The organism is Shewanella sp. WE21 (assembly GCF_002966515.1).
Taxonomy (GTDB): Bacteria; Pseudomonadota; Gammaproteobacteria; order Enterobacterales; family Shewanellaceae; genus Shewanella; species Shewanella oncorhynchi.
In genome coordinates this window covers 2577985-2591395 of record NZ_CP023019.1, presented here as the reverse complement: position 1 = coordinate 2591395, position 13411 = coordinate 2577985, and the positions used below count along the sequence as shown (strand labels likewise).

Annotated in this window: 9 protein-coding genes; 7 read left to right on the top strand and 2 right to left on the bottom strand. The window is 48.7% G+C overall.

Translation table 11 applies throughout. The annotated features are described in order from the left end of the window. Positions 1 to 51 precede the first annotated feature (51 nt). From CKQ84_RS11270 to CKQ84_RS11250, 5 genes are all read left to right on the top strand, one after another. Entirely contained in the window at positions 52 to 1353 is a 1302-nt protein-coding gene (locus tag CKQ84_RS11270; protein WP_105251341.1) for an anaerobic C4-dicarboxylate transporter, read from the top strand. Between the two features lie 139 nt (positions 1354 to 1492). Continuing rightward, positions 1493 to 2218, top strand: coding sequence for a fumarate reductase cytochrome b subunit (locus tag CKQ84_RS11265; RefSeq protein WP_105251340.1), 726 nt, complete (start codon positions 1493 to 1495; stop codon positions 2216 to 2218). Positions 2219 to 2369: 151 nt separating this feature from the next. Beyond that, complete coding sequence (locus CKQ84_RS11260) at positions 2370 to 4379, top strand: fumarate reductase flavoprotein subunit (RefSeq protein ID WP_105251339.1); 2010 nt, start codon at positions 2370 to 2372, stop codon at positions 4377 to 4379. Continuing rightward, the gene (locus tag CKQ84_RS11255; RefSeq protein ID WP_105251338.1) at positions 4376 to 5101 is read left to right on the top strand and encodes a fumarate reductase iron-sulfur subunit; all 726 of its coding nucleotides are present in this window, start codon (positions 4376 to 4378) and stop codon (positions 5099 to 5101) included. Before CKQ84_RS11260 ends, CKQ84_RS11255 begins: the two co-directional genes overlap by 4 nt. A gap of 228 nt (positions 5102 to 5329) precedes the next feature. After that, positions 5330 to 6397 (top strand): porin, encoded by a 1068-nt coding sequence (locus CKQ84_RS11250; protein WP_105251337.1) that lies wholly within the window; start codon positions 5330 to 5332, stop codon positions 6395 to 6397. A 176-nt stretch (positions 6398 to 6573) separates the two neighbouring features. On the opposite strand, the gene ssb is transcribed toward CKQ84_RS11250, so the two are convergent. Both ssb and CKQ84_RS11240 read right to left on the bottom strand, forming a co-directional pair. Then, the gene (gene ssb, locus CKQ84_RS11245) at positions 6574 to 7284 is read right to left on the bottom strand and encodes a single-stranded DNA-binding protein (RefSeq protein WP_011790777.1); all 711 of its coding nucleotides are present in this window, start codon (positions 7282 to 7284) and stop codon (positions 6574 to 6576) included. Positions 7285 to 7392: 108 nt separating this feature from the next. Further along, entirely contained in the window at positions 7393 to 8760 is a 1368-nt protein-coding gene (locus tag CKQ84_RS11240; RefSeq protein WP_105251336.1) for an MFS transporter, read from the bottom strand. A gap of 403 nt (positions 8761 to 9163) precedes the next feature. Here CKQ84_RS11240 and uvrA point away from each other — a divergent pair, with 403 nt between their 5' ends. Both uvrA and CKQ84_RS11230 read left to right on the top strand, forming a co-directional pair. Then, complete coding sequence (gene uvrA, locus CKQ84_RS11235) at positions 9164 to 12046, top strand: excinuclease ABC subunit UvrA (protein ID WP_105251335.1); 2883 nt, start codon at positions 9164 to 9166, stop codon at positions 12044 to 12046. A 187-nt stretch (positions 12047 to 12233) separates the two neighbouring features. Continuing rightward, the gene (locus tag CKQ84_RS11230) at positions 12234 to 13388 is read left to right on the top strand and encodes a M28 family peptidase (protein WP_105251334.1); all 1155 of its coding nucleotides are present in this window, start codon (positions 12234 to 12236) and stop codon (positions 13386 to 13388) included. Positions 13389 to 13411: the final 23 nt, after the last annotated feature.

The window sequence follows — 13411 nt, the reverse complement described above, 5'->3', positions numbered from 1 at the left end:
GAGTGAATATGCGTAGGCTATTGAAATTAAAAATAAAATAGAGTTAACACTATGATTATATTAGAGATAATTATCGTCCTCGGGGCTATTTACCTTGGTGCAAGGATGGGTAGCATGGGAGTCGGCTTCGCTGGCGGTGTCGGGGTACTGATACTGACCGCGGGGATGGGACTCAAACCGGGCAATATCCCGATTGACGTGATCCTCATCATTATGTCAGTTATCACCGCGATTGCGGCCATGCAAGTGTCTGGAGGGATGGATTATTTAGTCTCACTGGCAGAAAAATTATTACGTAAGCATCCCAAACAAATCACCTTTCTGGCTCCTGTCGTCACCTATTTCATGACACTTTTTGCGGGTACAGGCCACACAGCATTCTCCACCTTACCTGTTATTGCCGAAGTCGCAAAAGAGCAAGGCATTCGCCCCTCTCGTCCCTTATCTATTGCCGTTGTCGCATCTCAAGTCGCCATTACCGCCTCACCGATTTCAGCGGCTGTCGTGTTCTTCTCAGGCATCTTAGAGCCGTTTGGCGTAGATTATTTAGTACTGTTAGCCGTTTGTATTCCCTCAACTTTCCTCGCCTGCATGGTCGGAGCCGTTGTTGCCAACTTAATGGGTAAAGAACTGGCCGATGATCCTGTCTATCAAGAACGATTAGCCAAAGGTTTAGTCAAAACACGCGGTAAAACTGAGATCAAAATTAAAGCCGGCGCGAAACGATCTGTGATGATTTTCTTACTGGCGATTGCGGCTGTCATGGCCTATGCCACTGCGATATCTGACAAAGTCGGTTTGATTGTTGACCCTGTATTGCCACGCGACGCCGCCATTATGGTGCTGATGCTCACGGCAGCTGCCGCTATTACGATTTTCTGTAAGTTAGACGCAAGTGAAATCTCCAATGCGGCCACCTTTAAATCAGGCATGTCCGCCTGTGTTTGTGTGTTAGGTGTGGCTTGGTTAGGCGATACCTTAGTGTCGAATCATATTGAGGAAATCAAAGATCTTGCCGGCACCTTACTGCAAAGTCAGCCTTGGTTATTATCGGTAACCTTATTCTTTGCCTCCATGCTGCTCTACTCCCAAGGCGCGACAACGAAGGCGCTGATGCCCGCCGCCTTGGCGATTGGTGTAAGTCCATTGACAGCCGTAGCCTCGTTCGCCGCCGTCAGCGCGCTGTTTGTATTACCGACTTACCCCACGCTACTGGCTGCGGTCGAGATGGATGATACCGGCTCGACTCGGATTGGTAAGGCGGTATTTAACCATCCGTTCCTGGTCCCTGGCGTTGTGACGATTGCCACCAGTGTGGCATTGGCCTTCCTGTTTGGCGGCATGATGCTGTAGCTCAATTTTACCCTAAGTGCTCTCAGGGCTAATGCCTACAAATGGATTAACCCTCTTCTTTTAATCTGTATCTATAGACTTTGTTTTGGCGTGATGCAGGTACATTCACGCCATAGCAAATCGAGTAAGAGGTGAATTAATGTCAGCAAAAACGCGTGTTCCTACCGCCATTAACGGCGGACCATTTGGCCAAGCTTGGTCGGCTAAAGCAGACTGCTTACAAAGTGTGACAGGACTTATATTAGGTATTTTCCTCTTATTTCATATGCATTTCGAGGCGAGCATTTTATTTGGTAAAGAAACCTTCTTTCACATGGTGCAATTCTTAGAAGGCAGTATGTTTAGCTCGACGGGTCATGGCTTCCCCATCGTGACCCAGATCATTTCAGTCATTATGCTGGTGATTGTTGCAATACATGCCGCCACCGCACTACGTCGTTTTCCAGTGCAATTAGGCCAATGGCGAGCGATGCGTGGCTTTATGTCGACTATCAAGCATAGAGATACCCAAGCATGGTTCTGGCAGATGATCACCGGTTTCTTACTGTTTTTCTTAGTGTCAGCCCATCTTGCCACTATGATTTTAAACCCTGATATTGGCCCTCACCTTTCGGCCGAACGAGTTTACCACGATAACGCTTGGCTCTTATACGTGGTGTTTTTACCTATCGTGTTATTCCACGGCATCGTTGGTTTATACAGAGTGATATTAAAGTGGGGTGTGAGTAGTAACCGTCCACTTATCCGCACTATAGCGCAAGTATTGATCGTCTATTTATTGTGTTTAGGCACATTAAGCCTAGTGACCTATATCAATATTGGTATCGAATTAGTTTTGCCAGTACAACCGTTTATTCCTCAGTAATGGGCATGACGCTATCGGCGCACCTAGCCTGTATAGCAAGACAAACAACATACGGATCCTCCTCTGATACATAGTTGCAGCGCATCTATGCCCGAGGAGCGCAATGATAAATCCATGAAATGTTATCTAAATTATTAGATAAGGATCTGATTTGAAAATCATTTATACAGACTCATTAGTCATTGGTGCAGGATTGGCAGGCCTTAGAGTCGCGATTGCCACCAAAGAGCGAGGCCTAGATACCTTAGTGCTATCGTTAATTCCCGCAAAACGTTCACATTCGGCCGCCGCACAGGGCGGAATGCAAGCCAGCCTAGGCAATACTGTTAAAGGCATGGGTGATAACGAAGACATTCACTTTCAAGACACAGTCAAAGGTTCTGACTGGGGCTGCGATCAAGACGTCGCACGCATGTTTGCCCACGTTGCACCTAAAGCGATCCGAGAACTCACCAACTGGGGCGTGCCTTGGTCAAGGATTTCCGCCGGCCCGCGCGAAGTCATCATGAACGCGCAAAGGGTAACGCTCAATGAGGCTGAAGAAGCTCACGGCCTGATCAATGCCCGCGATTTTGGTGGCACTAAAAAATGGCGTACCTGTTACACCGCCGATGGCACTGGCCACTCTTTGCTGTATGCGGTCGATAACCAAGCTATCTCCATGGGCATTCCAGTACACGAACGGATTGAAGCACTGTCGCTGATCCATGACGGTAAGCGTTGCCATGGTGTCATTGCCCGCTGTTTAGTCACAGGTGAATTGCGCGCTTATGTCGCCAAATCCACCACCATCGCCACCGGCGGTTATGGCAAGATTTATGAAATATCGACCAATGCCACCATCTGCGAAGGCATAGGCCAAGCGTTAGCACTCGACACAGGTGTCGCCACCTTAGGCAATATGGAAGCGGTGCAGTTTCACCCCACCGCCATAGTGCCCGCGGGGATCCTCACCACTGAAGGATGTCGTGGTGATGGCGGTATTCTGCGTGATAAAGACGGTCATCGCTTTATGCCAGATTACGAGCCAGAGAAAAAAGAACTCGCTTCCCGCGATGTGGTTTCCCGCCGCATGACAGAGCACATGCGTAAAGGCAATGGAGTCGAAAGCCCTTACGGCCCGCATCTGTGGCTGGATATTACGCAGCTGGGCCGTGAGCATATCGAAACCAACCTGCGCGAAGTGAAAGAGATTTGTGATTATTTCCTCGGTATCGATCCGTGCAAAGATTGGATCCCCGTCAGGCCAACCCAGCATTACTCCATGGGCGGTGTGCGCACCAATGCCACAGGTGAGAGTCCACAACTCAAAGGGCTGTTCAGCGTCGGAGAAGCGGCCTGTTGGGACATGCATGGCTTTAACCGTTTAGGCGGTAATTCGGTGGCAGAAACTGTGGTCGGCGGCATGATCATCGGCAAATATGTCGCTGATTTTTGTCAGAATAACGACTTAGAAATTGATACCGCGCTGACTCAAAAATTCATCGATAAATTACAGCAAGAAATCGATGGACTGGTCGAAGGCAACGGTACAGAAAACCCCTTCCAAATAAAGAAAGAAATGCAACGCATCATGATGAACTACGTCGGGATCTTCCGTAATGGACCCGAGTTAGATAAAGCCATCAAAGGCTTGAAAGACTTGCTGCTGCGGGCAAAAAATCTTGGCCTTAAATGTAAAAAACGTCACTCCAATCCTGAGTTAGTCGAAGCGCTGCGCGTCACCCGTATGTTAAAAGTAGCCCTAACCGTCGCCTGTGGTGCAGAGGCTCGCACTGAAAGTCGCGGCGCCCATTCACGGGAAGATTACCCACAACGCAACGATAAAGATTGGCTCAACCGCACGCTGGCGACTTGGCCAGATGCCGAATCACTTGAACCAGTACTGCGTTATGAAGCGTTAGATGTGATGAAAATGGAGCTACCACCGGGATATCGAGGCTACGGTAACGACAATACTATCGCCCATCCTGATACCGAAAAACGCGTACAAGAAATCAATCAAGTGCTCGCGAGCTTAGGTGATGACCCCGATAGAGACACACTGCAGCGAGCCCTGATGCCATACGAGCTGCCAAGCCACCTGCAGGCTCCTAATGAACGCCTCAGCGATACCTTAGCGATCACTCCAGCCCAACCGGTAGGAAACAAACCACTATGAGCCGTCAAATCAGCTTTAATATCTTTCGCTACGATCCGCAAGATGGCCAAGACAAGCCAAAGATGGAACGTTATCAGTTGACTGAAACACCGGGCATGACAGTATTTATCGCCTTAAATCAACTACGTGAGCTACAAGACCCTTCACTGCAGTTCGACTTTGTCTGCCGCGCGGGCATCTGTGGCAGTTGCGCCATGGTGATCAATGGTTTCCCCACGCTTGCCTGTCGCACGTTAACGGCAAATTATCCTAATGGCGAAATCACCCTCATGCCGCTACCTGGCTTCGAGCTGATTGGCGACTTATCGGTGAACACGGGTAAATTTATGCGTGAATTAGCCGAACGCTTAAAACTGTGGCTGCACCCTAGACCCGATGATCAGGACATTCATCGCCTCGAAAATCCAATGGCACCTGAAGAAGCCGCGCGGATCTATGAGCTAGAACGCTGCGTCGAATGTGGCGTTTGCGTGTCGGCCTGCGCCACCAAACAAATGCGTGACACCTTTGTTGGTGCGGTTGGCATGATGAAAATTGCCCGCTTCGAAATGGATAGCAGAGACAGCCGCAGCGCGGATGATTTCTACCATGTGATTGGCAATCAAGACGGCGTGTTCGGCTGTATGACGTTACTCGGCTGCCAAGATAACTGCCCCAAAGATTTGCCGCATATGCAGCAGATTGCTTACCTGCGCCGCAAAATGGCCGCGACCATACTCTAATCCTCCCTCTAACGTCCCGCTGTTTCGGCGGGATTGATAGGATTACACCTTTCCAAAACCAGCTGACAGCTTTTATCTGTCAGCTGCTGAGTTACGAAGCCTAATTTTCTTAGTTAGGCGCCTCCCCAGCACTATCACAAGTGCAGCTCCTTACTACTAGCGATACAGCTCAATAGGCAACAAAATCCATTAGCGTAACGCGAGTAGTTGTTATGTAAGGAAACATAAATGAAACCGTCTAAACTTACATCAGCCATACTTGTGCTGAGCTTTGCCACACCTATCTTTGCCGTTCAAGCCAATAATACAGCAGAAACCAATGACGAATTACGCACTGAGTTACAACAAATTCAGCAGAGACTCGCCATGCTCGAAGCGCAAGAAAATGAGCCATCAGTGCCATCGGATACCCAGTTTAATTTTTATGGTTCTTTACGCCCAACCTTCGGCCTGACCCACACTAACTCGGACGATGTGTGGGATGTAGGCGATGCGAACTCGCGAATTGGCTTTGCCGCAGAACACCAGCTTGGCAATGGCTTAGTCGGTTTTGCGAAAGGGGAATTTAAGGTCGATATCAAAGATGACGGTGACTTTGGCGATGCGCGCAAAGCCTATGTCGGATTAAAGGGATTTTTTGGTAGCGTAGCCATAGGTAAACAAGCCGTCACGCAGGAAATGATTTCCGATCCCGTTGATATCTTTAACCGCTCAGGAACGCCTCTGGCCTATGACAGTGCGAGCCCATTTAGGCTCAATAATCTCGTGACCTATCGTAAAGAGTTTGGCGACCTGTTATTTTCGGCCGATGCACAATTCGACGGCAATAAAGGCAGTGGCGGAAGTGACTTCGTTAACACGGGTATCCGTTATAAAACCGACTTCATCTACATTGCTGCGGCTTTTTATAATAAAGAGTTAGAGGACAACAAGGATGAAAATACATTCGGTGTAACCCTAGCGAAAAATTTCAATTCTCTGTTCCTCGCCGCAGCCTACCAAAACATTGAAAAAGACAGCGTCGATGGCACCACATTGGATGGTTCAACACTGGATGTAGTTGCAAGCTATCCCATCACTGACAGCTATAAAATCAAGCTAGGCGTGTCCAGATATGACGATGGCGACAATGACATCACCTCCGCGAAATACAATGCCTATAACACTACGCTGGAATGGCATAAAACACCGAAATTCAGCACTTTCATCGAATATCAAAAAACAGATTTTGAATACCGCGAAACCAATGACCAGATCATGCTAGGCATGCGTTATAACTTCGATTATACGTTCTAAGTTTCTATCTCAAACGTATCGTTATGTGAGCAAGCGAGGTGAAAGATTTAGCAACCTCGCCCACGGCCTCAAAGCACAAAACTTAAAAGCATAAAGACAAGAAACAACAAAGCCACGACTCGCGTGGCTTTGCTTATTTAAGACGATACCGTCTTTATGCTTCGATACGTTCCAAACTAGAACGGAATATCGTCATCCCAGCCATCATCCAAATCTGGAGTGAAGTTTTGCTGTGGTTGTGGCGCTGGACGCTGTGCCGGTGCTGCAGGCGCTTGATAAGCTGGTGCTGGAGCGGCTTGTGGCTTAGGCGCATAACCACCTTGTTGTGGTTGTTGAGCCTGTGGCTGACCATAACCTTGCTGCTGGGCAGGTGCTGGCGGAGCATATTGTTGCTGAGCTGGCGCTTGGTAAGCAGGTGCTGCTTGAGGCGCTGGCGCATATTGATTTTGCGCAGGCGCGGCTTGCTGTGGTGCAGATTGATAACCTGCGTTTTGTGGCATGCCGCCGCCCATTGGCGCGCCTTGTGCTTGCCCACCTTGACCACGGCTACCTAGCATTTGCATGCTACCGCTTTGGTCGATAACCACTTCAGTGCTGTAACGGTCTTGACCACTTTGGTCTTTCCACTTACGAGTTTGCAGTTTACCTTCAAGGTAAACCTGTGAACCTTTACGCAGGTATTCACCTGTAATTTCAGCTAATTTGCCGAACAGAACCACACGGTGCCATTCAGTACGCTCTTGCTGTTGACCCTGTTGGTCTTTCCACGATTCGCTAGTCGCTACTGTGATGTTTGCGACTGCATTACCGTTTGGCATATAACGCACTTCTGGATCTTGTCCCAAATTGCCAACCAAAATTACCTTGTTAACACCACGACTGGCCATTGAAATCTCCTGCGATTCTTTAAATAATCTATTAATTCAGTATGTTGTTTATCTTTATTGCCATAGAGGAAAATCATCTTCCCCAAATACCACACGGCAGACCAGATATTATTGAGCAGAGCCTAACACAGCTCGTGCTTCTCTTAAATCGAAATGCTCGTCTACCTTGAGATAAGCCACTTTCTCGTCCAGCACGACTATAGCTTCAACAACACCCATTAATTGGGATAACTGGGTTGCCATATCGCGCGCTTGCGCCTTGTCTTTCACTTCAGCTTCTAAGGTGTAACTCTTTAACAGCACAGGATTTTGCATGCCTAATGTCAGGAATAACCAAATAGACATTAAGATCACGGCAACAATAAATACCCCGACTGCGCCCACGAGCTGGAAAGCACCACCACCGAGCATACCACCACAAAAAGCCCCTAAAAACTGGCTAGTAGAATACACGCCCATGGCCGAACCTTTTTCGCCGACGGGGCAAAATTTAGCAATCAAACTTGGCAGTGAGGCTTCTAAATAGTTAAACCCTGTAAAGAAGAGCACCACGGCAAAACTCAATACCCAAAGATTGCTCGCAAATGCGGCCATCGCCAGCAATGCCACTATCATGATCACGAGGGCAATTTGGAACATCGCCTTAGTATTTTTGCGCTTAACCCCTATGATGATTAACGGCACCATCAAAATAAATGCGCCCACAAAAGCGGGGAAATACAGCATCCAATGTTTTTCTTTCACTAGACCCGCATCCACCAGATCCAGCGGTAATGCCACAAATACTGCGGTGAGCACTAAATGCAGGATAAAAATCCCAGCGTTAAGCCTAAATAATTGCGGCTCGAGGAACATACGTTTGAGCTTAGCGGGCGTTGCTAAAGTGTCTCCTTTGGGTGCCTGAGTGATGGGATTAGGCACTAAAAACTGGATCAACAGCATACCGACAATAGCCAATACCGCCGTTAACCAAAACAACCCAGTCAACCCAAGATGTTGCGCAACGATAGGTCCCATTAGCAAAGACAGGGCAAAAGATAACCCGATACACATACCAATAATCGCCATCACCTTAGTGCGCTGCTCGTCGCGGGTTAAATCCGCGGCAAGCGCCAGCACGGCAGCGGCAATCGCGCCCATACCCTGTACAGCTCGACCAAAGACAACGCCATAAATCGTATCTGCGTTAGCAGCGATAACACTGCCAATAGCAAACAACACTAAGCCACCAAGAATAATCGGCTTACGACCATATTTGTCAGATAAAATCCCCATAGGGATTTGCAGCACGGCTTGAGTCAGACCATAGGCGCCGATAGCAATACCCACCCACAGAGGCGAAAAGCCTTCGAGATGCTGACCATAAAGTGCAAAGACGGGCATGATCATAAACAAGCCCATCATACGCAAACCAAATACACTGGCTAAAGAAAACGCGACTTTTTTCTCAGTACCCGAAAGTCCGTTGTTACCCATGATTTTGCCCTGGATTGAAGTCTTTTAAGGGGCGCATGTTACCACACCCAAAAGGATTTGCTCAAAAGGAAATAGTGGCCTAAACCACTGACTATACACTTAGCTTTTATCTCGTTTATCACGGACCTATATTGACTGTGTCTGAGTTAACATCTTTATTTTTAACGCTCAGACACAGGGGAATGAGTCTAACATAGTGTTCACAATTGTCCTGTGAGTCAGTGCGCAACAACAGTATTAATCTTAGTTAATCCATTCCATCCACAACATCCCGCAAAGCAGGTCGACTTAAAGCCAGTGCCAGCCCTAGGATTGGTGCAGATCACAGAATCAACTAAACTCAGCGGCGGAACTGTGCGATACTTGTGCTCATTTTTTTAAGCATATGGCATTAGAGCGATAGATGGATAAGATTGAAATACGCGGCGCACGCACCCACAATCTCAAGAATATCAACCTGACTATCCCAAGGGATAAACTGATTGTCATCACGGGCTTATCGGGATCTGGCAAATCCTCCCTCGCTTTCGATACTTTATATGCCGAGGGCCAGCGACGTTATGTCGAGTCCCTATCTGCCTATGCTCGCCAATTTTTGAGTTTAATGGAAAAACCCGATGTGGACCATATCGAAGGCTTAAGCCCGGCGATATCCATAGAGCAAAAATCCACCTCCCATAACCCACGTTCGACCGTGGGCACGATTACCGAAATTTATGATTACCTGCGCTTGATGTTTGCCCGCGTGGGTGAGCCGCGTTGTCCGACACATAATCAACCCTTGGCGGCACAAACCGTCAGTCAGATGGTCGATAAAGTGTTGGAAATGCCCCAAGACAGCCGCTTGATGCTGCTTGCACCTGTGGTCAACGCCCGTAAGGGTGAACACGTTAAATTGCTCGAAGGTCTATCGGCGCAGGGTTATATCCGCGCGCGTATCGACGGTGAAGTGTGTGACTTAACCGATCCGCCAACCTTAGACTTACACGTTAAACACACGATTGAAGTGGTCGTCGACCGGTTTAAAGTGCGTGACGATATCAAGCAACGCTTAGCGGAATCCTTCGAAACTGCGCTAGAACTCTCCGGCGGCATAGCGACCGTTGCCAGCATGGAAGACGACACTGGTACTGGTAAATCCAAAGGCGAAGAACTGATCTTCTCGGCCAACTTTGCCTGCCCGCACTGCGGTTATTCGATGGCGGAATTAGAGCCAAGGATCTTCTCCTTTAACAATCCCGCCGGCGCGTGCCAAACCTGTGATGGTTTAGGGGTACAACAATTTTTCGATCCTGAGCGCGTGATCACCAATACCGAGCTTTCACTGGCGGGCGGTGCGATTCGCGGCTGGGATAGACGCAACTTCTACTATTTCCAAATGCTTAGCTCACTCGCCGAACACTATAAGTTCGATGTCGAAGTGCCCTACGAGCAGCTTAGCGAAAAAGTCCGCAAAATCGTACTTTACGGCTCAGGTAAAGAAAGTATTGCCTTTAAATACATTAATGACCGCGGTGATGTGGTGGTGCGTAATCACCCCTTCGAAGGCATTCTAAACAACATGGACAGGCGCTATCGCGAAACCGAAAGTAACTCGGTACGTGACGAATTAGCCAAGTTTATCAATACCCAAGCTTGTCAAAGCTGTGGTGGCTCGCGCTTACGCGAAGAAGCACGTAACGTGTTTTTAGGTGATATCAACCTGCCACAACTCACCACTTGGTCGATTGGCGAAGCCTTGGACTACTTCGAGAAAGTCGAATTTAGCGGCCAAAAGGCGCAGATTGCCGAGAAGATTTTAAAAGAAATCCGCGATCGCTTAGGCTTCCTCGTCAACGTGGGCCTCAATTATTTGAGCCTATCGCGCTCGGCAGAAACCCTCTCCGGCGGTGAAGCCCAACGTATTCGACTCGCCAGCCAAATCGGTGCAGGGCTCGTCGGCGTGATGTATGTGCTCGACGAACCTTCAATCGGCCTGCATCAAAGGGATAACGAACGTCTGCTGCAAACCCTGATCCACCTACGAGATTTGGGCAACACTGTGATTGTGGTCGAACATGACGAAGATGCGATCCGTATGGCGGATCACGTGATCGATATCGGCCCAGGCGCAGGTGTACACGGCGGCGAAGTCATTTGCGACGGTCCGATTGAGAAGATCATCGCCTGTGAAGAATCGGTCACTGGCCAGTATATTTCTGGTAAGCGCAGCATTCATATCGATACGCCGCGCATTCCGTTCGACAAAAACCAAGTTATTCAATTGTTTGGCGCGCGCGGCAACAACCTGCGCAATGTGGATTTAACCATTCCCATTGGCCTATTCACTTGTGTGACGGGTGTATCAGGTTCGGGTAAATCAACCTTAATCAACGATACCTTCTTCAAAATCGCCCATAGAATGCTCAATGGGGCGACTGTGGACGAGCCTTCACCCTATGACCGTATCGAAGGGATGGAACTGTGCGACAAAGTGGTCGATATCGACCAAAGCCCGATTGGCCGCACACCGCGCTCAAATCCGGCCACTTATACCGGCATCTTCACCCCAATTCGCGAGATTTTTGCCGGAACCCAAGAGTCGAGGACTCGCGGTTATCAAGTCGGCCGTTTCTCCTTTAACGTTAAAGGTGGCCGCTGTGAGGCTTGCCAAGGCGATGGCTTGATCAAGGTAGAAATGCACTTCCTACCCGATGTGTATGTGCCCTGTGATTCTTGTAAAGGTAAGCGCTACAACCGCGAAACCTTAGAAGTACGCTATAAAGGCAAGAATATTCACGAAGTACTGCAGATGACAGTGGAAGATGCGCGTCAGTTCTTCGATGCCGTACCTGCCATTGCCCGTAAGCTACAAACCTTGATGGATGTGGGTTTGTCCTATGTGCGTCTCGGCCAAAGTGCGACCACTCTTTCAGGCGGTGAAGCCCAAAGGGTGAAACTTGCCAAAGAGCTGTCTAAGCGTGACACGGGCCAAACCTTGTATATCTTGGATGAACCGACCACGGGCTTACATTTTGCCGATATTCAATTGCTGCTCGACGTGTTGCATCGTCTCAAATCCCACGGCAACACGATTGTGGTGATTGAGCATAATCTGGATGTGATCAAAACCGCAGACTGGATTATCGACTTAGGCCCAGAAGGTGGCGGTGGTGGTGGTATGATTTTAGCCACAGGCACGCCGGAAGAAGTCGCCGAGCATCCAACCTCCCACACGGCACGCTTCTTAAAGCCACTGCTAAAACGGGATATCGAGCTGGCAAAGGCCAATAAAGCTAAGGCTTAACATTCGGCTCACGCCGCCGTTGGTCTGAATAATAAAAGCGCAGTCGCCCTAAGCACTGCGCTTTTTTCGCTCAGCAATCCAATATGCTTAAGCTATCGCATACATATAGATCTCATTGAATTAGAATCGGATTTAGGCAAAGATGATATTCATCTTCTGGCGAAGGCTTCAGCGATAAGGAATGTCCATGCGTGATAGCACTCAGTCCCCAGTGACTCACCTTATATTACCGAAGCAGTATCAATCACTTTTAAGTAAAAACCTAAGCGACATAAACCTAAGCGCATCGACTCTATTCAACCACAATCGCATCGGTCAGCTGCTCGCCAAGTTCAAGATCACGCACCTTATAAGACATCAATCCCAAAGACTTGGCTTATTAGCACTGGCCTGCGTTGTTACAACGACCCTCACTGGCTGCGCTAACTCAGCCGAAACCTGTGCACGCACAGAGCTAAAACTCACTTGGGCCGAGCCCACAGAGTTACAAGTGACAGTCACAGTATTAAGTTCGGATGAATTTGAAGGCCGCAAAACCCAAACCCAAGGTGCGGCAAAAAGTCGTGACTATATAAAGCAGCAATTTCAGGGGCTAGGTTTACAGCCTTGGGGAGCGGACTTTATCGTGCCCTTTGAATATCAAACCTTCTTCACCCAAGAAACTGGCGCCAACGTAGTCGCCACCGTGATGGCGGCAGAACCGACGAATCGATGGCGCATTATCGTCGCCCACTATGATCACTTAGGCATGAGCGGCAGCAGGATTTACCACGGCGCCGATGATAATGCCTCGGGCGTCGCCGCTATGCTCGCTATTGCCAAACATTGGCAACAGCAATTTGCCCTACAACCCAATACCTTGCCTAAGGTGAACCTGATGTTTGTGGCAACCGATGCCGAAGAACCTGGGCTCTATGGCAGTATCGCCTTGGTAGAGCAACTCAAAACCCGCCTGCCAGAAGCGACTTTTGAGCTGATGTTGAATTTAGATATGGTGAGTCACCCCGGCAGGCCCTATGCGATTTACCTCGAAGGCAGTCGAAACTTCACTCAGTTCAATCAATTTAAACCCCTACTGAATCAACAGAACCGACTTTGCATTAAACTCACGCACCCTAAACCCGTTGGTCGAAGCATACAAAGTACCGATTGGCTGCGGGCGTCGGATCATTACCCCTTCCACAAAGCGAATATCCCTTGGCTGTATTTTGGTGTGCCGACCCATCCCCAATATCACACACCAGAGGATACCGTCGCGACAATCGACATCACTTTTCTTGCGGCAGTGACAGAGTCAGCATTCGAGTTACTTCAATTAAATGTTGAATATTTAAAGAATTAATGGGAAGTGGCGCGTTTCTTGCT

Excerpts from the sequence above, each read along its gene's own strand:
- CKQ84_RS11270 (WP_105251341.1), top strand. The coding sequence starts at position 52 with ATGATTATATTAGAGATAATTATCGTCCTCGGGGCTATTTACCTTGGT.
- CKQ84_RS11265 (WP_105251340.1), top strand. The coding sequence starts at position 1,493 with ATGTCAGCAAAAACGCGTGTTCCTACCGCCATTAACGGCGGACCATTT.
- CKQ84_RS11255 (WP_105251338.1), top strand. The coding sequence starts at position 4,376 with ATGAGCCGTCAAATCAGCTTTAATATCTTTCGCTACGATCCGCAAGAT.
- CKQ84_RS11250 (WP_105251337.1), top strand. The coding sequence starts at position 5,330 with ATGAAACCGTCTAAACTTACATCAGCCATACTTGTGCTGAGCTTTGCC.
- ssb (WP_011790777.1), bottom strand. The coding sequence starts at position 7,284 with ATGGCCAGTCGTGGTGTTAACAAGGTAATTTTGGTTGGCAATTTGGGA.
- CKQ84_RS11240 (WP_105251336.1), bottom strand. The coding sequence starts at position 8,760 with ATGGGTAACAACGGACTTTCGGGTACTGAGAAAAAAGTCGCGTTTTCT.
- uvrA (WP_105251335.1), top strand. The coding sequence starts at position 9,164 with ATGGATAAGATTGAAATACGCGGCGCACGCACCCACAATCTCAAGAAT.
- CKQ84_RS11230 (WP_105251334.1), top strand. The coding sequence starts at position 12,234 with ATGCGTGATAGCACTCAGTCCCCAGTGACTCACCTTATATTACCGAAG.